15 protein-coding genes are annotated in these 20,995 nt (G+C 73.8%); 6 read left to right on the top strand and 9 right to left on the bottom strand.

The features are described 5' to 3' along the window. Nucleotides 1-2 precede the first annotated feature (2 nt). From AB0G16_RS16540 to AB0G16_RS16550, 3 genes are read left to right on the top strand one after another with little or no spacing between them, the layout of a single operon-like run. Nucleotides 3-785 (top strand): hypothetical protein, encoded by a 783-nt coding sequence (locus AB0G16_RS16540; RefSeq protein WP_362805258.1) that lies wholly within the window; start codon nucleotides 3-5, stop codon nucleotides 783-785. A gap of 40 nt (nucleotides 786-825) precedes the next feature. Then, nucleotides 826-1,302, top strand: a complete 477-nt coding sequence (locus tag AB0G16_RS16545) for a hypothetical protein (RefSeq protein ID WP_362805260.1) — start codon at nucleotides 826-828, stop codon at nucleotides 1,300-1,302. Further along, nucleotides 1,299-1,847, top strand: a complete 549-nt coding sequence (locus AB0G16_RS16550; RefSeq protein ID WP_362805262.1) for a hypothetical protein — start codon at nucleotides 1,299-1,301, stop codon at nucleotides 1,845-1,847. Before AB0G16_RS16545 ends, AB0G16_RS16550 begins: the two co-directional genes overlap by 4 nt. A gap of 488 nt (nucleotides 1,848-2,335) precedes the next feature. On the opposite strand, the gene AB0G16_RS16555 is transcribed toward AB0G16_RS16550, so the two are convergent. Then, on the bottom strand, nucleotides 2,336-3,892 hold the full coding sequence (locus AB0G16_RS16555; protein WP_362805264.1) for a serine/threonine-protein kinase: 1,557 nt from the start codon (nucleotides 3,890-3,892) through the stop codon (nucleotides 2,336-2,338). A gap of 294 nt (nucleotides 3,893-4,186) precedes the next feature. Here AB0G16_RS16555 and AB0G16_RS16560 point away from each other — a divergent pair, with 294 nt between their 5' ends. Next, nucleotides 4,187-5,152: a D-isomer specific 2-hydroxyacid dehydrogenase family protein gene (locus AB0G16_RS16560; RefSeq protein ID WP_362805266.1), complete on the top strand. Its 966-nt coding sequence runs from the start codon at nucleotides 4,187-4,189 to the stop codon at nucleotides 5,150-5,152. Between the two features lie 41 nt (nucleotides 5,153-5,193). On the opposite strand, the gene AB0G16_RS16565 is transcribed toward AB0G16_RS16560, so the two are convergent. Continuing rightward, nucleotides 5,194-6,360, bottom strand: a complete 1,167-nt coding sequence (locus tag AB0G16_RS16565; RefSeq protein ID WP_362805268.1) for a M20 family metallopeptidase — start codon at nucleotides 6,358-6,360, stop codon at nucleotides 5,194-5,196. Between the two features lie 432 nt (nucleotides 6,361-6,792). Between AB0G16_RS16565 and AB0G16_RS16570 the strand changes: the two genes are divergently transcribed. Together AB0G16_RS16570 and AB0G16_RS16575 are read left to right on the top strand one after the other, a co-directional pair. Beyond that, nucleotides 6,793-7,059 (top strand): hypothetical protein, encoded by a 267-nt coding sequence (locus AB0G16_RS16570; protein WP_362805270.1) that lies wholly within the window; start codon nucleotides 6,793-6,795, stop codon nucleotides 7,057-7,059. A 71-nt stretch (nucleotides 7,060-7,130) separates the two neighbouring features. Next, nucleotides 7,131-7,817 (top strand): winged helix-turn-helix transcriptional regulator, encoded by a 687-nt coding sequence (locus AB0G16_RS16575; protein WP_362805272.1) that lies wholly within the window; start codon nucleotides 7,131-7,133, stop codon nucleotides 7,815-7,817. Nucleotides 7,818-8,150: 333 nt separating this feature from the next. Here AB0G16_RS16575 and AB0G16_RS16580 read toward each other — a convergent pair whose 3' ends face one another. The 7 genes from AB0G16_RS16580 to AB0G16_RS16610 form a co-directional block, all read right to left on the bottom strand. Beyond that, a complete protein-coding gene (locus AB0G16_RS16580) occupies nucleotides 8,151-8,621 on the bottom strand; it encodes a hypothetical protein (RefSeq protein ID WP_362805275.1) in 471 nt (156 codons plus the stop codon). Nucleotides 8,622-8,805: 184 nt separating this feature from the next. Next, on the bottom strand, nucleotides 8,806-9,351 hold the full coding sequence (locus AB0G16_RS16585; RefSeq protein WP_362805277.1) for a hypothetical protein: 546 nt from the start codon (nucleotides 9,349-9,351) through the stop codon (nucleotides 8,806-8,808). A gap of 116 nt (nucleotides 9,352-9,467) precedes the next feature. After that, complete coding sequence (locus tag AB0G16_RS16590) at nucleotides 9,468-9,878, bottom strand: acyl-CoA thioesterase (RefSeq protein WP_362805279.1); 411 nt, start codon at nucleotides 9,876-9,878, stop codon at nucleotides 9,468-9,470. Continuing rightward, nucleotides 9,878-15,973 carry an SDR family NAD(P)-dependent oxidoreductase gene (locus AB0G16_RS16595; protein WP_362805281.1) on the bottom strand — a complete coding sequence of 2,032 codons (6,096 nt, stop codon included), beginning with the start codon at nucleotides 15,971-15,973 and terminating at the stop codon, nucleotides 9,878-9,880. Before AB0G16_RS16595 ends, AB0G16_RS16590 begins: the two co-directional genes overlap by 1 nt. A gap of 74 nt (nucleotides 15,974-16,047) precedes the next feature. Continuing rightward, nucleotides 16,048-16,989 carry an enediyne biosynthesis protein UnbU gene (locus AB0G16_RS16600; RefSeq protein ID WP_362805283.1) on the bottom strand — a complete coding sequence of 314 codons (942 nt, stop codon included), beginning with the start codon at nucleotides 16,987-16,989 and terminating at the stop codon, nucleotides 16,048-16,050. Continuing rightward, complete coding sequence (locus AB0G16_RS16605; RefSeq protein WP_362805285.1) at nucleotides 16,986-18,860, bottom strand: VCBS repeat-containing protein; 1,875 nt, start codon at nucleotides 18,858-18,860, stop codon at nucleotides 16,986-16,988. Before AB0G16_RS16605 ends, AB0G16_RS16600 begins: the two co-directional genes overlap by 4 nt. A 20-nt stretch (nucleotides 18,861-18,880) precedes the next feature. Beyond that, on the bottom strand, nucleotides 18,881-19,789 hold the full coding sequence (locus AB0G16_RS16610) for a DUF1702 family protein (protein WP_362805287.1): 909 nt from the start codon (nucleotides 19,787-19,789) through the stop codon (nucleotides 18,881-18,883). Nucleotides 19,790-20,995: the final 1,206 nt, after the last annotated feature.

Here is a 20,995-nt window from a genome sequence, read left to right on the forward strand (position 1 = left end):
CCATGGCCCAGCAACACGGGATCATCGTGCTCTTCGACGTCGAGAACGCGCTCCGGACGCGCTCGCTCGACGGCAACACGTACTGGTTCGACAACATGAAGCTGTTCGGCTCCACCGGGGTGGGCAGCGAGCAGCTGGTGACGATCGTGCCCGGCACCCACTACCTCGACGGGTCGCAGGCGACCGAGCAGGTGCTGAACTGGCTGCCCGCGGCGCTGGGGTCGATCCCCCCGACGGTGCCGCGCAACTACCTGGCCGAGCAGGGGCGCGCCGACGACCGGCGCACGCTGGACGAGCTGGCCGGGCTCGACGCCGCGGGCGGCGTGGAGGAGGACGACGTCAAGCGGCTGCAGCGGCGGGTCGGCAAGCGCGCCCGCAAGCCGGCGAGCGGGCGCGGCCTCACCGAGGCCAAGCTGCTGGACGTCACCGGCAGGACCACGACCAGCTCCGACGCGTACAACTACCCGGCTCCGGTGATCACCGACATCACCGGCCCGGCCGTCACCGAGAAGATCATGTATCCGGCCCAGTACGGGTCACCCGACATGATCTACGACGGCTGGTACTGGGCCGCGACCGTGGACACGAGCCGGCCCGGGGTCTACCGGTACACGATGCACATCCAGCTTCACGAACTGGTCGAGCGGAACGACGAGCTGGTCTGGGAGTCGGTGGACCTGACCTGCGAGTCCAATCTCAAGATCATCAACGATCCGAAGCGTAACGGGTTCACCGGTGCCGGAGTGGGCGTCCTGCCCCTGCCGCCCGTCCCGGTCACCGGCTGACCCCGATCCGAGCCGGAGCATCTTCGAGCGGAGGAACCGCATGCCCCCGAGGAACAGACAGCCCGAACGCCGGCCCGCCCAGGCCGCCCAGACCGCCCGGCCCGTGACGATCACCGCGGTGGTCGACCCGGTGGCCGCGCTGGCGTCGGAGAACCTGGACGACAACCTCTACCTCTACGACACCAACAAGCCCGCCGGGTCCACCGGTTTCGGCACCCCCGAGTTGCACAGCCGGGTACGCAAGGGCGACACCCTGCTGTGGAACGTGATCCCGCTGGAGTGCGAGACCTACGTGTCCCTCGCCGACGTCGAGATCGACCCGCGGATCGCCGAGCCCGCCCGGAAGGTGTATCCGGGGACCGACATCGTGTTCTGGACCGCCGAGGTCAAGCAGGACCTCACCGAGCCGGTCCCGTACCGGCTCTCGTTCCTGCTCGGCACCGTCGCCACGCCGTTCACCCCCACCGCCCGGCCGGCCCTGGCCGGCCCCGCCAACGAGGGAAAGGAAGGCCGATGACCCAGGCGTACGCGGCCACGGACTTCACCGAACGCGGCCAGCTCAACTCCGTCCAGCTGAACGTGGTGACGCTCGTCGACATGGAGAGGGCCGCCGCGACGAAGTCCCTGGAGGGTTGCCTCTACATGATGGACAACAGCGTCGGCGGGATCGGACAGGGCAGCGACCATCTGGAGACCATCTGCAAGCAGGGCCAGGTGATCAACTGGATCATCCGCCCGATCGACATGCACCGCCGTACGGACGGCACCTGGCCCCCGATGCCGAAGATCAACAACATCGTCTTCCTCGACATCGAGAAGGGCGACGAGGACGACGTCGCCGAGCGGCGGATCATGACCGAGCTCAAGGTCTACGGCGCTCCCGACCGGATGCGCGACCAGTACACCGCCGTCTACTACTACTGGGCCGGGGCGGTGATGAGCGAGGCGCGGGCGGGGCTCTACCGCTACCGCTTCGTCCTGGAACTGGAGAAGGAACACGGCACCGACAAGCTGTACCTGAACTCGGCCCGCTATCCCGCCCTGCGGGTGCTGCCCGTCTGACGCACCCCGGGGTCGCGGGCGCGATCCCGGGGGCGACGGGCGTGACACCCGGGGTCGCGGGCGCGGCTCCCGGGGACGACGGGCGCGGCACCCGGGGGTCGTGAGCGCGGCCTCCGGGGCGACGGGCGCGGCACCCGGGGGCGCAGCCACGGAAGGAGGGCGGCCCATCGCCGGTCACGGCGATGGGCCGCCCTTCCCGCGTCCCGGCAGGACCCCCGGGGCGCAACCCCGCGGGCCGGCCGCGCGCACGACCGGAGTCGCTCCGGAGAGGTGAAGCGTCGCGGAGCCGGCCGACCGCATCGGCGTCACCCGCCAGACCGTCATCGCCGTCGAGCAGGGCCGCTACTCGCCCTCCCTTGACCCCGGCGGCAGCGGCGGCGATGCGGGGACTCGCATCGGGTGGGCGGCTCACCCGTACGTGCCGCGCCGCTCTCCCCGCGTCAGCGACGCCAGTGGGCTCGGGTGAGCTCAGGTGGGCTCGGGTGGGCTCAGTGGTCGGCGAGTGTCTGCAGGATCGCCCGGACCTTGCCGACGTCGCCGTGCTGCGGGCCGTACTTGCGTTCGAGGTCGGGCAGCAGCTCCCCCAGCACCCTCTTGGCCCGCACCCGGTTGCCCGCGTCGAGTTCCATCATGCCGATCTTGCGGCGCAGTTCGAAGAGCCGCTCCTCGCTCGCGCCGAACCGCCGCTCGTCGGCCAGGAGCCGCTGGAGCTGGGCCAGGGCGAGATCCCTGTCGCCGATGGCCGCGTGACAGCCCGCCTCCATCAACCGGCAGCGCAGGGCGAGGTTGTTGTCCGGTCCCTCGACCGCGGCGACGTCGACGGCCAGCCGGTGGAACTCCGGCGCCGCCCGGCGGTAGTCGCCGGCCAGGAAGAGAAGCTCGGCGAGCTCGATCCGCAGTTCGACCACGTGGGAGGCGGTCGCCCCGAACGAGCTCGCGGCCGGTCCCGTCACCTCCGCCAGCAGGTCCGCCGCCTGACTGAAACGCCTCTGGCGCTTGAGGATCTCGGCGTCCCGCCGGGCACGTTCCAGGTCGGCGCGCTCGATCTGGGCCAGTCCCGCGGTGCTCCTGATGCGCATCGGCCGCCGGTGATGGGCCGACCGGCGGTTGCGTTCCATCGAGGAGATGATGCGCCCGACGACGGTGGCGTACATCTGCATCGGGTGGGGGGCGTCGAGGTTCACGTAGCCGGGGAAGGGCGGCAGCTCGTGGCAGAAGTTCAGCAGCCGCTCGCAGACGACGCCGGCGTCGGGGGGCCGTTGCTCCGGCGACTTGGCGAGCATCCACAGGACGAGCCGTTCCAGCCCCTCGGGAACGTCGTACCGCCTGGCGCGCAGCGGGCGGGGGGACGCGTCGGTGTGGTTGCGCATCGTCGCCAGCGCCGTGGGGGCGGCGAACTGGTTCTTCCCGGTGAGCATCTCGTCCAGGATCACGCCGAGGGAGTACAGGTCGCTGCGCGGGTCCGCCGTCCCGTTCATGGCCTGCTCGGGCGCCATGTAGGCGGGCGTGCCCAGCACCTCGCCCGTCCGGGTGAGGCTCGTGGTGTCGGCGGAGGCGAGCGCGGCGGCGATACCGAAGTCCAGTACCTTGACCGTGCCGTCGGGGCAGAGCATCAGGTTGCTCGGTTTGAGGTCGCGATGGACCAGCCCGCCCGCGTGGGCGACGCCCAGGACCGAGCAGACCTGGGCGGCGATGGCCACGGCCCAGGCGATCGGCGTCTCGGTCTCGCCGATCAGCACCGAGACCGGGCATCCCCTGACGAGCTGCATGACCATGTAGAGGTCGTCGCCGTGCGTCCCGCAGTCGTAGACGACGGGGACCCCGGGATGTTCCAGCCGGGCGGTGATCCGTGACTCGCGGATGAAGCGCCGGGCGAGTTCCTCGTCGGGGCGGCCGTCGGAAAACCTGTCGACTTTGATGAATTTGATGGCGATCTGCCGGGCGAGACGTTTGTCGTAGCCGAACCAGACCTCGCCCATTCCCCCGGCACGGCGGGACAGGGGGTCCAGCTCGTAGCGTCCGCCTATGATCGTCCCTCTGCTCAAAACGATCTGCCCCTCCAGAAATGCCCGGGTCCCCAGGAAAATGTAGCGCCCTCCGACTCCCGTCGTCTTGCGCGAATGTTCGCGCGGGCGGGGGCGGTGTCATTCATGCGTTTCCCGGTGAACGCTCACGCCGAATGCCCCGTGTGCCTGCGGGCCGGGCGCTGCCCGTGTTCCCTTCCGGTCGATGAATCGAATTCGGACGCGGCCGGACAGGACGATACGATGCGGGCCCGTTCCTGGACGCTGTGCGCGGCCCGTGGCGCACGATGGACAAGGCGCGACAGAATACGGTTTATGGAAGCCCGAATTGCGATCCTGCCTTCTCCGGAGGAGTGGGCGGCGCACGACCGCCCCAATTCCCCCGGTCTGGTCGACCTGAGGTCCATGGTCGAGCGGGCCGTGTCCGCCGGGGGCGGCGTCGTCGCCCCTCCGGCCGAGGCCGACGGGCTGGTCTGGCTCATCCCCGGCGAGCCGGAGTTGTTGCGGACGACCCTGGAGGAGAATCCCGGGATCGGGTGGGTGCAGTTCCCCTGGGCCGGGGTGGAGCGGTTCATCGAGTCCGGCGTGTTCGGCTTCCCGGTGGTCTTCAGCTGCGCCAAGGGGTCGTTCGCCGGGCAGGTCGGCGAGCACGCGCTGATGCTGATCCTCGCCTGCCTGCGCAGCGTCTCCCGGCAGGCCAGGACGCCCCGCTGGGATCCGGTCGACCCCAGGTCGCTGCACGGCCGGAGCGTGACGATCCTCGGCGGCGGCGGCATAGCCGTGGAGCTCATCCGGCTGCTGGAGCCGTTCCGCTGCCGGATCAGGGTGATCCGGCGCCGCCCGGACGGCGTCGAGGGCGCCGACGAGACGCTGCCGCCCTCCGCACTGCACGCCGTGCTGCCCGGGACCGACGTGCTGGTGCTGGCCCTGGCGCTGACGCCGGAGACCAGGCACGTCATCGACTCGGCGGAGCTGGAGCTGCTGCCCGAGCACGCCGTCGTCGTCAACGTCGCCCGGGGCGGTCACATCCGGACCGGCGCGCTCGTCGACGCGCTCGGCGCCGGGACGATCTCCGCCGCCGGCCTGGACGTGACCGACCCCGAGCCGCTCCCCGAGGGTCACCCGCTCTGGGACGACCCCCGGGTGCTCGTCACCTCGCACTGCGCCGACTCCGCCGAGTACGTGGCGCGGATGTTCTGCGAGCGGGTCGAGCGCAACGTCCGGAACCTGCGGGCCGGGCTGCCGCCGGAAGGGGTGATCGACTCCGCCGCGGGGTACTGACCCCGTCCCGGGACGGCCGGTGAGCCGACGCCCGGGGGGCGTCAGGCCGTTCCCGCGCCGATCACCCGCGCGGCCGCGAGATAACCGGCCAGCAGGCTCTCGGCGACCGCCGTCACGGTCTCGTCCCCGGGCAGGAAGTAGGGGCTGTGCAGTCCCGACACGGTGTCGGTGCCCACGAACAGCATCAGCGACGGCACCACCGACGCGAAGTGGGCGAAGTCGTCGGCACCGCAGGAACGCAGCGTGGCGGGCATGTGGTGGGCGGCCTCGACGAGCATGCAGCCGGTCTCCTCGGCGAGGCGGGCGTCGTTGACGAGCACCGGCTCCCCGTGCATGACCCGCACCTCCGCCTGGCAGCCGTGCACGCGGGCGACCCCTTCGGCGATCTCGCGGAACCGGTGGTGCAACTGGTGGCGCCAGGGTTCGGACATGGTGCGCAGGGTGCCGCGTGCGGTGGCCTCCCCCGGGATGGCGTTGGGCGCGCTCCCGGCCGAGACGGTCCCGAAGGTGACCACGGTCGGTGTCATCGGGTCGGCGTCCCGGCTGACCAGTTGCTGCGCGGCCACGATGATCTGGGCGAGCGCCAGGACCGGGTCGCGGGACAGGTGGGGGTAGGCGGCGTGACCGCCCTGGCCCCTGACCACGACGGTGAACTCGTCGGCGGAGGCGTTGACCGCGCCGGGGGTGCAGGCCGTCTCCCCGGCGTCGAGCACCGGCTGGACGTGGGCCGCGATCATCGCGCCGACCCGGTTCCTGCGCAGCGCGCCGGACTCGACGATGTCCCGCGCGCCCGAGGGGTGACTCTCCTCACGCGGCTGCAGCACGGCCACCATCGGCGCCGGAGCCCGTACCCGGTCGACCGCCCGGGTCAGCGCCGCCAGGGCGGCGAGGTGGACGTCGTGGCCGCAGGCGTGCATGGCGCCGTTTCGCGAGGCCCAGGGGACGTCGGTCTCCTCCAGGATGGGCAGGGCGTCCAGCTCTCCCCGTACGCCGACGGCCAGGCCCTCACCGCCGACGCGCAGCAGCGCGCCTGTCGTCGCCACCCGCTCCATCGCGCCGCCCTCGGGCAGGGCGTCGAGCATCCGCTTGAGCGTCGGTTCCTCCTTGCCGGACACGTACGGCTCGGCGTGCAGTTCCCGTCGCAGCTCGAAGGCGGCGGGCAGCTCGGCGTGCAGGGCGGCACGAAGCCGCGCGTGAAGCTCGTTCACCGTCCCTCCCCGGGGAGGCGCACGGGACGAGGCCCGGAGCCGGGCACCGGACGAAGTCCAGGGCCGGGCATGGCGCGGGACCCGGGACCGGGCGTCGCACGGAGCTCGAGGCCGGGCGTCGGACGGGTCCCGGGGAAGGGCGTTGGACGAGGCGCGGAGAAGGGCGCGGAGCTGAACACACGGCTGGTCATACCCATGTGACCCTTCCGAACCACCGGCATCCGGAGATTCCGGGCCACCGGCGCCTCTGTGCCGCGGCCGCGCGCCCTCCTCTTCGCGGACGTCCCACGACGCACATCATACTATTTTTTTATATAGCTATTTCACAAAAAAGATCAGCTCGCGGCCGTCCTGCAGGGAATATAATTTGTATGTGCATAGTGACTCGGCGAAAACGGCCGCAGCCCCAGGCTCTGACGAGGTGATGCCGTCATGACGGCCGCGAGCAACGGCCCGGCCTCCGGTCGCGGGGCCCCCGCCCGGAATCCGGCCCCCGGCACGATCGTCCTCCCCGGCACCGGCGAGAACGGGATCACGGCGGTCCCGTCGGCCCGCGCGGTGGTCGTGCTCCCCTCGCCGCCGGCCGCGCGGAACGCCTCCGGCATCGGCGGCCCGTCCGGCGGTCCCCGGGGGGAGATCGACGTTCCGGACGGGTCCGGCCGTCGCGCCGGCGGCGTGTTCAAGGCGATTCCGACCTGACCGGGGCGCGTCCCGGCAGAAGGGACGCGCTACTACTGTAAAAATCACAGGAAGGCCTTAAGCACGTGCTTATGTCCGACAAGCGGAACTACGGCCAGTTCTGTGGGCTGGCCGCGGCGCTAGACATCATCGGGGAGCGCTGGACGCTGCTGATCGTGAGGGAACTGATCATCGCTCCGGCGCGGTTTCACGAGATCCAGTCGCACCTGCCGGGGATCGGGCCGAACCTGCTCACCGACCGGCTCAAGGCGCTCAGCGCGAGGGGGATCCTGGACGCCGAACCCGTCCCGGGGGACGCGCGCGGGAAGCGGTACCGGCTCACTCCCGTCGGGGAACAGCTCCGCGAGCCGCTGCTGCACTTCTCCCGGTGGGGCATGCGCTTCCTCACCGACGAGGACGCCAGATCGGGGATGACCAGCAGCGCCTGGGGGTTCTTCGCCCTGCAGGCCATGATCCAGGGACGGCCCGTGCCCGACGTGCGGGAGTCGTACGAGTTCCGGATCGACGACGACGTGTTCCACATCACCGTGACCGACGGCAAGGCGGTGGCCCACCGGGGCGCCGCGGACGACCCGGCCATCGTGGTGCGGACGAGCGCCGAGACGTTCGTCCGGATCGGCGCCCAGCTGATCAGCCCGTTCGACGCCGTCGTCACCGGCAGCCTGTCGCTCGACGGCGACCCGGCCGCGGTGCTGCGGTGCACGCAGTTGATGGGGCTGTCGGCCCAGCCGGCCCGTGACGCCACCGGCGTCTCCTGACCGATGCCCTCCGACCGGTGTCCTTCTGACCGGCACCTCCCGGCGGACGCGCCCCCACCGGCGTTCCCCGAAGGAGAAGGAAGAGGGGCGGCCGCCCGCAGCGGCCACCGTTCTTCGCGCCCCCGGGCGCTCCTCCCCCGTCGCGCGAGCGGCGGCGCGCAAGGCGACGCGAACGCGGACGGGAGCGGGGAGCGGCCGGGGGCGCGACGAGCCGGGCATGACGGTCCGGGAGTGACGGCCGGGGCGCGACGAACCGGGCATGACGGTCCGGGGGTGACGGCCGGGACATGGCGGCCCGGGGTGCGGCGGTCGAGTCCGGCGGCCGGGAACGCCTCATCCCCGAGGTCGTCGTGCGCGGAGCCGGACGGCGGCCCGTCCGCCCAGGCCGAGCAGGCCGAGACCGATGAGCGTCAGCAGGCCGACGAAGATCCACTCGCGTGACCCGCCCGGCCCGTAGACCCGGTTGCCCCGGCCGACGTCCACCGCCTCGGTCCGCTGACCGGGACGGAGCATGTCACGGTCGCTGCCGTAGAGGTAGACCTCCTGGGCCGTGGCCGCGCCCTGGGCGGGGACGAACCCCCCGTACCAGGAGCACGACTCATGTGCTCCGTGGTTGACGCACCTGAGGTCGGCGGCGGTGAAGGTGCCCCTGGCCCCGTCGGCGTTGGCCGCCCGGATCGTGGGTCCCAGGCTCGGCACGGTCAGCGCGAGCAGCCCGAGTCCCACGACGGTGGCGAGCACCGCGAAGAACGCCGAGGGTCTCCTGACCGGCAGGGTCTCCACCGGGGTCGTCGCCGTGCTCATGCCGGCCCCTCTCCGTCCGGAAGCCCGCGCGCGCCGGACCTCCCGCTCCGGAACGCGCGCGTGCCCGCCATCCCGTCCGGGAGCCCGCGCGCGCCGGTTCCCCCGCTCGGGGACACACCCCTGTCCTTCGGCCCGCCCGGGGACGTGCCCGTTCCGGCTCCGCCGCGGCACGGCGGGGAGACGCTCAAGCCGCGACCGTCTCGCGCCGCACCGGCATCTTCACCGCGCAGGAGCAGATCATGGCGTCGTGCTCTGCCCGGTTCGGCCTCATGTGCAGCACCATGGCCACGACCATCGGGACGAAGACGATGGTGTTGTAGAGCAGGTGCAGTTCCACCCGGGGGAAGACGAGCTGGGCGATGCTGGTGACCGCGGGCCTTCCGAGAAGGTGGTTGCCGGTCACCGCCTGCAGGAGCAGCAGCAGGTGCTCGAAGTGGTGCCAGACCTGGATGCCCAGGGCGATGTTCCACCAGGTCCGGGACCGGCCGGTGAAGCCCCTGCGCAGCAGGACGAACCCGATGAGCATGATCACCGCGTAGCCGTAGTGCATCACCTCGGAGGTGACCAGCCAGGGGAACCACAGGCCGAGCACGCCGCGGGCCTGCGGGAGCGGCCAGCCCAGCACCCAGATCTGGACGGCCTGGGCGATGTGCTCGGCCCAGTGGGCGAGCACGATCGCCAGGAAGGCGTAGAGGGCCGGGCGGTGCCAGGTGGTGTTGAGCGATGTCATGTCGGACCTCTCATGATCAGGGGGGTGGTCGAGTACGACCGCGGCGGGACCAGGTCACGGACTCGGACGAAGGGCTCGGACGAAGGGCTGGGACGGGGGGCTGGGACGGGGGGCGATCAGGCGAAGGCGTTGAGGGCCGTGGCCAGTTCGGCGGGCAGGGGGACGGGGGCGACGCCGGTGGGAGTCCTGCGCATGCAGGCGATCGCCTGGGAACCGCGCGCCACCTGGACGCCGCCCCGGCGGAAGTCGAAGTCCATCGAGATCCGGTTGCCGCTGACCGCGGAGAGCGTCATGAGCACCTCGACCTCGTCGAGCGCGAAGCACTCCTCGTAGTAGGTCATGTCGCAGCCGAGGGTCACCAGCGCGAGCGTCCCGTCGGCCAGGGACTTCAGCACGCCCGGGGCGTGCTCGGCGAGGAAGTGCTCCCGGCAGTGTCCCTGCCAGTGCAGGTAGTGGGCGAAGTAGACGTTCCCCACCAGGTTGGTCTCGTCGAACGTGACGGTGTGGACGTGACGGTAGGCGCGCATCAGACCTCCTCGGGGAGCGCGGTCGCCACCATGACCGCGGTCCCGGGTACGGAGGCGGTCGCCACGCACCAGCCGCCGGCGGTGAGTGTGACCAGGCCGTGGTGGCCCACCTCGTGGACGCGGAGCGGCTCGTCGACGGCGGCCCCGGCCTTCGCCAGCGCCTCCCTGGCGGTCCAGACCCGCGCGGCGCACAGGCCCGGATCCTCGCCGGTCTTGGCGGCGAGGGCATCGGTGACGGCGGTGCCGCGCTCGCCGACGAGGTCCGGCCACTCGCCGTCGGCGATGCCGGAGACGTCCTGCCAGTCGACGCCGAGCGGGTGCCCGGCCACCCCCACGAGGACGTGACCGCCGGTGTAGGAGGCGCTCACTCCCCCCTCGGGGACCCGCAGCGCGCCGCGCGCGTCGTGCCGTACGGGACCGCCGGTGAGCAGGGCGGCGAGCCCGGCGGCGGCGTCGTCCTCCCGGCGCCCCGGGACGGTGGCCAGCTCGACGCGCTGGGCCAGGCCGTTCTCGCCGAGCAGCCGTGACATCCACGGCCCGGCCAGCGACATCGGCATCCCCGCGGGCCATGCCCGGGGGCCGGTGGCGCGCAGCCGCAACCCTTCCCACCGGGCCAGCACCTCACCGTCACCGGGGACGTCCAGGAGACCCGGACCCGCCGGACCCGCCGGACCGGCTGAACCGGCCGAGACGAGATCGACGTCGTAGACGTACTCGCCCGCGTGGTGCTCGCGTTCGAGGGCGCGGACCAGGCAGCGGCCCGACGGCCGCCGCCAGACCGTGAACCTGTCGATCCCGACGGGGAGCGCCTCCCGGTGCGGGACACAGGCCAGCAGCGCGTGAATGGTGGCGTCGTGCGTCCCTGGGTCGCCGAGCAGCAGCTCGGGCGAGTGGAAGGAGGAGAACCAGCGCCCTTCCGGGATCCCCGCCCCGGCCTCGATCACCGCCTCCACCCGGAACGCGGTCAGCAGCCCGTACGAGGCGACCCGCCGGAACCTGCCGTCGTGGAAGAACAGGCCGTTGTCGTAGAAGCCGTGCGCGGCGGGCACCGGCCCGGGGTCTCCCGGCGCGGACCCGTTCCGTCCGGAGGATGCCCGCCCGGGACCGCCGCCCCGCGGAGCGGCCGCAGCCGGGGGCACGGGCGGCGCGGGCACCAGGCGGGCGGTGAACCGGTCGGTGGTGAAGGCGTCGGCCGAGTCGCGCAGCACGACGGCGGTGCCGTCCGGCCCGGCGAGCGCGGCCACCCGCACCGGATGCGGGGCGTCGCCGTCGACGATGACGGGCGCGCGCAGGCGGACGTCCTCGAAGGACCACCCCCCGGACGGCGTCGCGCCGTGCCCCACGGCGGTGGCGACCTGCGCCATCGCCTCCATGCCGACCACGGCGGGCAGCACCCGGGTGCCGGAGATGCGGTGGTCGTCGAGGTAGGGGTCGGTGCGGGCCTCCAGGTCGGCCTCGTAGACGGCCTCCACCCGGGGGGTGCGGGTGAGCTCGCGCTCGGTGAAGCGCAGCAGCGGGGCGGGCGGTCCCTCGACGGCGAGGGTGGGACCGGCCGGGAAGCGGGCGGTGAGCAGGAGCGTGACGGGGGCCTCGGCGTCGCCGAGCACGCCGAGCATCAGGTCCGCGCCCTCCTTCGGGGTGATGGCGGTGATGCCCTGGCGCCGGAGGGCGTCGATCGTGTCCAGCCGGACGCCCATCCCCACCCCCGACCAGACCGACCACTCCAGCAGGTGGGTGCGGCAGGAGGGGTGGGCGGTCGCCCAGTCCTCGACCAGGTGCCTCATCCAGTCGTTGGCCAGGCAGTACTCCGACTGCCCGGCCAGACCGCGCCTGCCGATGATCGAGCCGAAGGCCACGGCCACGCTCAGGTCGTCGCCCGCCTCGTCGAGGAGCACGCGCAGCCCGTCCACCTTGGGACGCAGGTGCGCGCGGAGCGTCTCCCCGGTCACGGCGGCCAGCCGCTGGGGGAGGTTGACGCCCGCGCCGTGGATCAGGCCGCGCACCGGCCCGTGCCCGGCGGCGACGGCGAGCGCCGCGCGTACCTGGGCCGGGTCGGTGACGTCGCAGCGGAGGTAGACGGCGCGGGCGCGGGCCTGCAGGTCCGCCAGGGCCGCGGCGACCGCGGGGTCCTCCGCGGGGGTACGGCCGAGCAGGACGAGCACGCATCCGGTCCGCTCGGCCAGGGCCGCGGCGCTGTAGGCGGTGATGCCGGTGGCGCCGCCGGTGACCAGGCAGACCTCGCCTTCGCCGATGGGAGCCGTCCCGGTGACCGCGCCGAGCGGGTACGGGACCGTGCGACGGCGCTCGACCGAACCGTCCGGCAGCCGCCGGAGCTCGGCGTACCCGTGCTCGGCGACGTTCACCGCGCCGTCGTCGCCGTCGTCGCCGTCGTCGCCGGGGTGGGGGCCGGGGGCGAGCAGGACCGTCACGGACGTGCGCGGGAGCTCGACCGCGAGGCTGCGGCCGACGGCCTCGGCCGCCGGGTGGCCGTCGTGGCGCAGGACCAGCCGCTCGGGGGCGCGGCCGGCGATCTCGGTGAGCAGGGCCGCCACGTCCTCGGGGCCGTCGTCGGCGGAGAGCGAGAACACCGCTGTCCCGGTCTCGGCGACCGGCGCCGCCCCGGCCGGGCCGGCGGGGACCCACTCGTGCCGGAAGGCGCGTACCCAGCCGCCGACGCCCTCGACCTCCTCGGTGCTCTCCTCCGTCACCGACGGCAGGCCGGCGAGCACCTCGGCGGCCTCGGCCACCGACGCCTCGGCGAGCGAGAGCGGTACGGCGGGCAGTTGCCGGCCGAGGACCTGCGCGGTCCGGCTCACGATCCGTACCACCTGGAGCGAGTTGAGGTGCAGGTCGCCCAGGAACGAGCTGGACGGCCGGACGGTCTCCAGCGGCAGTTCCAGCCCGGCCGCGAGCTCCGCGCGCAGGCACTCCAGGGGGTCGGGCGCGCCGCCCGCCCCGGTCGCGCCCACCCCGGCCACCCCGGTCGCGGCCGTCGCGCCGGAGCCGGTGAGACCACCGAGGCCGTTCGAGCCGTTGGAGCCGCCGATGCCGTTGAATCCGGTGAAGCCGGCGGTGCCGTTGGAGCCGGCGGTGCCGTTCGCGTGGCCGTTACGGCCCGCGTGGCTCGTCCGGTCCGCCGAGGGGACGGCGGTCGTGCGGTCCGCCGGGGCGTGCCCGGCCACCGGGGCGGCGGGGCGCCGGGCCGGGATCTCGGCGACCGGCCCGTTCCCGGCGACGGTCTCGCACGGGTTGGCCAGGAACGTCGGCGAGCTGTCGAGGGGAAGGCGGCGGTAGGCGCGTCCGGCGGCCCAGGCCGTCAGGTCGGCGTTGCCCGACACCGCCAGGGCGGCGGTGACCATGGCCTGGCGCCGGGGGTTCCCGCCGCAGTCCATGCTGAGCGAGACGACCGGCAGGTGGGCGGCCAGGCCGGACAGGATGGTCCCCGGTCCCGCCTCCACCAGCAGGTCGCACTCGCCGGCCAGGCGCGCGAGCGCCTCGGCGAACCTGACCGGCCGGGTGAGCTGGGCGACCAGCGCCTCCACCGCGCCGCCGCCCGAAGCCTCGCCGGAGGCGTCGGAGGAGCTGCCGGGGCCGGGAACGACGGAGGCCCCGGAGGTCCCGGAGACCTCGGAGGCCTCCGGGGACACGACGGAGCCGGGGACACCGGGGGTGCCGGGGGTGCCGTCGCCGTACGGCAGGCCGGTGACGGTGGAGATGACCCGGCGGCGCGGCGCGTCCGTGGCGATCGTGCCGAGCAGATCGCGCAGCGGTGCCTCGGCCGGGCGCATCGCCGGGCTGTGGAAGCCGTGCGAGACCGCCAGGACGACACCGTCGGCCCCGGTGGCGCGGGCGCGTTCCACCACGGCCCGCACGTCCGCGACCGGCCCGGCGACGACGGTCTGGGCGGGGCCGTTGAACGCGGCGACGACCGCCCCGGTCCCGGCGAGCAGGTCCGCGACTGTTTCCGGCGGCGCGGCCAGGCTCGCCATCGTGGTGCCCGGCGTGCCGTACCGGGCCATGATCTCCCCGCGGGCGGCGGCCAGGCGCAGGGCGTCCCCCGGGGTGAGGGCCTCGGCCCAGCCGAGCGCGGCGATCTCGCCGAGGCTGTGCCCGATCGCGGCCACCGGCTCGCAGCCGATCGCGTCGAGCCAGGCCAGGGCGGCGAGCGACTGGCGCATGATCGCCGGTTGCGCCACCGCGGTATCGGCGTCGCCGTCGCGGAGCGCGACCGGCGAGTCCGGGACGTCGAGCCCGGCGGCCCAGGCCGGGAGGCCGGCGCGGACCGGCGCGGCCTGCCCGGGGAACATCAGGCCCACCCGGGCGGGCGGCCCGGACGCGAGCGCGTAGCCGCGTCCCGCGTCGACGAGGAGCCCGCCGTCCCACGCGTCGATCCCGGTCAGTGCGGCCTCGGCGGCCCGGCCGAGCTCGTCGGGGGTCGCGGCCACCAGGGCGGCGCGGGCGGCGGCGGCGCCGGAGTCCGCCTGCGAGGTGCAGGCCAGGTCGTACAGTTCCGCCTGGCTGAGCACGGGCGCCAGGCCCGCCACCCGCCGCAGCCGCTCGGCCAGCGCGGCGGGGCCGGTGGCGCCGACGACGACGACGTGGTGTTCGGGGACCGGCGCGGACCAGCGGCGGGTGGACGCCGACAGCGACCTGGCCGGGGTGCGGCGAGGCCCTTCCAGGACCACGTGCGCGTTGATCCCGCCGAAGCCGAGGGAGGAGACCGCCGCCCTGGGCACCGGCCGGTCCCACGGCTCGGGCTCGGCGAGCAGCCGCAGCGGCACCCCGTCCCGCCCGAGCAGGGGGTGCGGCTCGCGGGTGCCGGTCGAGGGCGGCAGCACCCGGTGGTGCACGGCCAGGGCCGCCTTGATCAGCCCGGCGACGCCCGCCGCCGCCTTGGTGTGCCCGATGTTGGCCTTGACGCTGCCGAGGGCCGCGGGCGCGGCGCCGATCCCGATGACCTCGGTCAGGGCCTCGATCTCGACGCGGTCGCCGACGGCGGTGCCGGTGCCGTGGCCCTCGACGAGGCCGATCCCGGCCGGGTCCAGACCGGCGAGACGGTAGGCGCGGCGCATGGCCAGGGCCTGCCCCGTCGCGGTGGGACGGGTGAGGCCGCCCGCGCCGTCGGAGGAACTGCCCCAGCCGGTCACGTACGCGTAGACGCGCAGCCCCCGCCGCTCGGCCTCCTCGGCGCGCATGAGCGCGACGACGCCGCAGCCCTCCCCCGGCAGGAAGCCGGTCGGGTCGGCGTCGTAGACGCGCATCTCGCCGCGGGCCAGCGCGCCCACGCGGGCGAAGCCCACCAGCTCGAACGGGTCCAGGCTGAGGTCCACTCCCCCGGCCAGCGCCATGGAGAGGTCGCCGTCGGCCAGCGCCCGGCAGGCGGTCATCACCGCGAGCAGGCTGGAGGAGCACGCGCCGTCCACGGTGTAGCCGGTGCCGTGGAAGTCGAAGTGGTTGCAGATCCGCCCGGCGATGGTGTTGCTCAACGCCCCGGCGAGCGTCTCGTCCCCCGGTTCGGGGAACGGCTCCTTGACCAGGTCCTCCAGCCGCCCGAGGACGCCGGCCACGGCGTCGCCCTCCAGGCCGCTTCCGGCCAGCGCGGCCACGGCCGCCCTGCGCAGGAAGGGCCAGCGCAGCCGCAGCGAGGCGGCCCGGCTGAACTCGCCGGTCAGCGAGTTGCCCAGGACGACGCCCACGGAGTCGCGGTCCAGGCCGTCGCCGCCGGGGAAGCCCGCGTCGGCGAGGGCGTCGGCCGCGGTCTCCAGCGCGAGCCAGTGGGTGTGGTCGGCCGCCCGGTAGAGGCCGCCGGAGATGTGGAAGCGGCCGCGGTCGAACTCCCAGTCGCGCAGCACACCGGCCTGACCGGCGTAGGTGGAGTCCGGTCCCTCGCCGCCGTAGTCGGCCACCCGCAGGCGCGTCTCGGGGAAGCGGCGGAAGGCCCGCCGCCCGCCCAGGACGTTCTGCCAGAGCTCGCCCGGGTTCACGGCGTCGGGGTAGCGGCAGGCCATCCCGACGACGGCGATCCGCGGCGCCCGCGGATCGGGCCTGCCCGTGCCCGGCGTGCCCGTGCCCGTGTTCGGCGTGCCCGTGTTCATGCGCGACGTACCCCGCGTACCCCGCGTGCCCGGCGCGTCCGGTGTGTCCGGTGTGTCCGGCGATGACGCCGGGCTCACCGCGCCACCTCCGGGGTACGGCGGCGCGCGAGGACGAGCACCAGCCCGCGCAGCACGCAGGTGATCACCAGGGCGAAGAACAGGCCGAACGCGATGTTCACGCTGACGAGCACGCCGTAGACCGCCGCGACGGTCGCGCCGAAGATCATCTGGTTGCGCGGCTTGACCGGTGTCGTCCCGGGGTCGGTGATCATGTAGTTCGTGTAGAGCACGAAGACCGCCCCGGTCAGCGGGAGCAGAGCGCCGGGCAGGGAGTGGCCGAGGATCAGCCAGCGCAGGAACGCCTGGGCGATGAAGCCGCCCACCCATCCGGCGATGAGCGGCATCTTCCCGGTGAGCTTGGCGTTCAGCATGGTGCCGAGCATCAGGATGCCGAGCGGGACGAGCCAGTCCAGCGCGCCGCCGACGCTCGCGGTGAACTGGTACGGCGGGGCGATGCCCACCCAGGGGAACAGCAGCAGGGTGACGACGATGCCGGTGTTCGACGGGTTGAGGAAGTGCCGCAGCGAACCGTTCACCCTGACCCTGATCAGGTGCTTGAGGCTGATGCCGACCGCCACGGCGAAGGCGTACGGCCAGACCGACTCGTTGCCGTACAGGAGCATGGCGCAGGCCAGGCCGACGATGTGCGCGGGCAGCAGGAAGGTGACCAGCGCGCTCCAGCCCCCGGCGTAGCCGGGGCGGCGCCCGCGTGACCAGGCGGTGACCGTCTCCATCAGCAGCTCGGTCACGTACGCGGTCAGCACGGCCACGATCGGGGTGATCGGCGCCTGCTCGAAGCCGAGGAAGGCGTGGCCCACGACGGTGAGCACGGTGATCGACAGGGCGAACCGCCGCAGCGCCTTGAGGCGGACGTCGACCCTGGGGGCGGCCTGCTCGGGCGCGGCCGGGAGCGGGGGCGGGGTCTCGACCCCCGGCTGGGGAAGCGTGGTCGTCATCGCGTTACCGCCGTTCCGTCGGGGCTGAGCAGGAGGGTGTGCCGGCCGGCCGTCAGCGAGACCGGCGCCTGGTGGCGGCCCGCCGCGTCCCGCCAGGTCACCGTGCCGGTGACGGTGCCGCCGGGTGCCGCCAGGTGGACCCGCGACGCCGAGGCGCCGGCGTGCCCGTTGGCCGGGTACAGCTGGGTCTTCTGCCGTACGGCGCCGGTCAGCTCGACCTGCGCGCCCACGGCGGCCCTGGTGCCGCCGCCCGCGGCCGGCAGGGCGAGCTCCAGGTCGATGCCGGGCGGCCCGGCGGACCGGTTCAGCAGCACCCGCGAGTTCTCCCACTGGTTGGCGACCACCGCGTCCAGCCGCCCGTCGCCGTTCACGTCGCCGAGGGCCAGGCCCCGGGTGACGTCGGGCTGGTCGATGCCGACCGCCGGGGCCAGGTCGGCGTAGCGGCCCTCGGCCGTACGGACCCAGAAGGGGTTGTGCTGGTGGCCGGAGAGGTCGTCGCCGGGCCTGAAGTTCGGCCACGCCCCGGCCAGGTCGAGCAGGTCGTCGTTGCCCATGGCGAGTTCCTGGAGCTGGGGCCAGCGGTCGTGCTCGCCCTTGAGGAAGCCGGTGGCCTGCAGCATCTCGTCGACGCCGTCGTTGTCGAAGTCACCGGCCTTGACGTCCCAGGCCCAGCCGCTGCGGGCCAGGCCCAGGTCCTCGCTGTCGTCGCGGAAGGCGAGCTCTCCGGGCGGGCCGGTCGGCACGAAGGCGAAGTTGCTCTCCTGCAGCGCGAACTCGTCGGTGATGTTGCTGACCATCATCATCGGCAGCCCGGTGCCGCCCGGGTAGGTGAACGCGACCCCCATGCCCTTGAACGAGTCGTGGCCGAGCACCTTGGACTTGGGCATGGTCAGGTTCCGTGTGCCGGGCACCGCCCGCAGCCTGACCTTGCCGGGGGTGGACTCGTTGGCGAGCAGGAAGTCCGGCCCGAAGTCGTTGGCCACGTAGATCTCGGGCAGCAGGTCGCCGGTGAGGTCCTGCATGCCGAACGCGAGGGTCCACGAGCGCGCCACGTCGTCGCCGAAGGCGTCGCTGGCGTCGGTGAACGCCGGCAGGGTGTCGCGGGCGCCCGAGGGGCGGCCGAGCAGGATCCGGTTGACGCCGGCGTTGCGCGCCATGCTCATCGAGTGCTGCATCTGCATGCGGCTGTCGTCGGCGGCCGACGGGTCGAGCACCTTGGACCCGTCGGGGAAGTAGTTGCCGACCAGGACGTCGAGGTGGCCGTCGCCGTCGACGTCGGCGACGTTGAGCGCGGTGCTGTTCCACACCTGCATGGGCTGGACGAGCTCGGTCGCGGTGAACCCCGCGGCGGTCGGGACGCCGGGCCGGGTGTTGAGGAACACCACCGGCGAGCGGCCCCAGTAGTAGACGAGGATGTCGGTGTCGCCGTCCTCGTCGAGGTCGGCGGGGACGCATCCCATCGGCGCCATCGTCGCGTCGTAGCGCACGCCGCCCGAGGGGCGCAGCTCGACCGGCGCGTAGGAGGCGCCTCCGGACTCGGGCGCGGGCCGGAGCGTGACGCCGTCGTCGCGGGGGTCGACCAGGCAGACGTCGCCGGCGTGGCCGAGACCGCGCAGGTCGGTCAGGGCGACGGCCGCGCCGACGGCCGAGATCCAGCTCCGGATGTTCCGCAGGCCGGGCGCGACGACGCGCTCGAGGCGGGCCCCGGCGGGGGAGGAGTTGAGCTCCACGCTCTGGAAGGAGTAGCGCGCGGCGAGCCGTTCGGCCTCACCGGCGGCGATGCCGGGGCGCAGGGTGAGGAAACCCAGCGTGCCGCAGAGCAGGACCGCGACCGCGGCCGGGACGCTCTTGCGCAGGACGGTCTGGACCATTCCGTTCTCCGATCGGGGCATCAGGCGGCGTGCCTGGCGGCCGTGATGCCGCGCAGCCGGGTCCGCCATTCCTGGTAGGCGGCGACGTCCGGTGAGTGTTCGAGGTCCGCGGCGGTGGTGTCCGCCCAGGAGGCGGCGGTCTCGGGGTCGGCCCCGAGCACGACGCGGCAGGCCAGGACGGTGTGGTCGGGGACGACGCCGGACCGGAACCGGGCCGTGGTGCCGAAGACGACGCCCTGGGCGTAGGCGGGCGCGGCCGGGCCCGCCGCCGCCACCAGGGCCTCCAGGTCGCTCTCGGTGGTGGCGCCCGCGTAGGCGGAGGCCAGGCCGATCCCGCTCCACAGGTCGGCGCGGGCGGCGTCCGGCTGGCGGCCGATGACGCCGGCCACGCCGGCGACGTCGGCGGACTGGGCGAACCAGAGCGCGCGGCCGCACCCGGCCAGGCGGGCGGACCCCGGGGCGGTGGGGGCGCGGCGGCTGCGGCGCTCCAGGGCGCGCAGCCCCCCGAAGAACACCTCGCCGAAGCCGGCGCCGTCCAGGGCCAGCCACCGCAGCAGCGGCGTCCCGGGGAGCCGGAACGGGGCGGGCAGCCGTGCCGGGCTCAGCCCCCAGCCCGCGCCGACGTGGATCAGGTGGACGTAGGCCCGTCCCGGCCCGTCGAGCAGCCGGCGCAGCGCCGTGTCCCGCCCGCGGGCGGGCAGGTCGCGGTAGGCCGCGTACATGCCCGCGCCCTCGTAGGCGAAGCCCCGGTTCTCCTCGGGAACCGTGGTGAGCGCCTCGTGGACGTCCCCCCAGCGGGAGAGGGCGAGGTTGAAGCCGTCGAGGAAGCTTCTGGCCCGCTCCTCCAGAACCGCCCGCGCCTCCGGGCGATCGGTCCGGAAACCACGTCGCTCGAAGTTCGCCATCCCGTACGGCAGGAGTGCGCGCATCTGCACAGCCCTTCTCGGAGAACCGATTTTCGGAGAGCCGATTCAGCTTGATGTCTCTCCAGACTGACTATCAGCATCAATAGCGATCGGCAAGACCTTGACTTTCGATCAAAGGAGGCGATAAGGCGTCGGGCACGGCGAAACCGCAGTTAACAGGAAATTTGCACACCGGTCGGCCAGGTGTTCTCACGGGGGCGTCGATGTGAAATCCATAGCGACCCCGCCGGGGGCGGGGGATCGTCCGGTGGCCGTCGCCGGGGCCCTCACCGTCCGCCCGCCGCCTCCCGCCCGTGCCCCCGCCGACGTCCCGCGGCCGCTCCCGCGGAGGGGCCCGCCCCATCCGGACGGAGTGGCACGGCGGAGGCGGAACGGATGGGGGCCACCCGGGGCCGAGACGGCCGGGACAGCCGTCGAGCAGGGGAAACGTGCTCCTCGCGGGCGCCGCGAGGCACGTGGGGGCCCGGTTCGGCCGCCCCCGGCGGACCGGCGGGACCGGGCGGCCCCCCGGGCACCCGCGACCGGGAGGGGACGGGGGCGCCCGGCCGCACGGGGGCCGCGGGAGGGCGGCCCGGGGGCGGCGTGGGGACGACACGGGGACGAAAAGGTGACGGTGCGCGGACGGACGTGGGCGACGGGGCTCCCATCCTCGGGCGCACCCGCGAGGGGACGCGAGAGCAACTCCTGACGAAGAGGACGGCGAGGATACGGGATATCCCACAGAGCCCCTCACCACTTATTTTTGATATAGCAAACGCCGGGTATCCACGCGTATTCGTCGGACCATAAGAGGTCACGCTTCGAGAATGGCGCATCACCCGATCCCGCCGCCCGCGATTCCGGCGCGTCGACCGGACGCGTCATTCACCGACCCGCGCCGCGAACACCCGGCGCGCCCCGGGCGTTTCGACGGCGATTCCCGCGGCGATTCCTCCGGGCCTTCTCCGGGCCTTCTCCGGGCCTTCTCCAGGTCCCGCACGCGCTTCGGCCGGACCCGGCGCGACCTGACGGCACGGCCTTTCCGAGGCGCGCGGGAGGGGACCCGGGCCGCGCGGCCCCGGTTCCGCCCTCCTCCGCCGCCCGGTCCCGGAACGACCGCGCCCGGGTTTCCGGCGCGAGCCCTCACCCGGTTCCGGACACGGACCGGCGGAGTCGGCGCCGGTCCGGACCGTTCCGGTCCTCGGCGGCCCCGGCACCGGGCGCACGACG

Origin of the sequence: Streptosporangium sp. NPDC023615, assembly GCF_040640155.1 — a bacterium.
Classification (GTDB): Bacteria; Actinomycetota; Actinomycetes; order Streptosporangiales; family Streptosporangiaceae; genus Streptosporangium.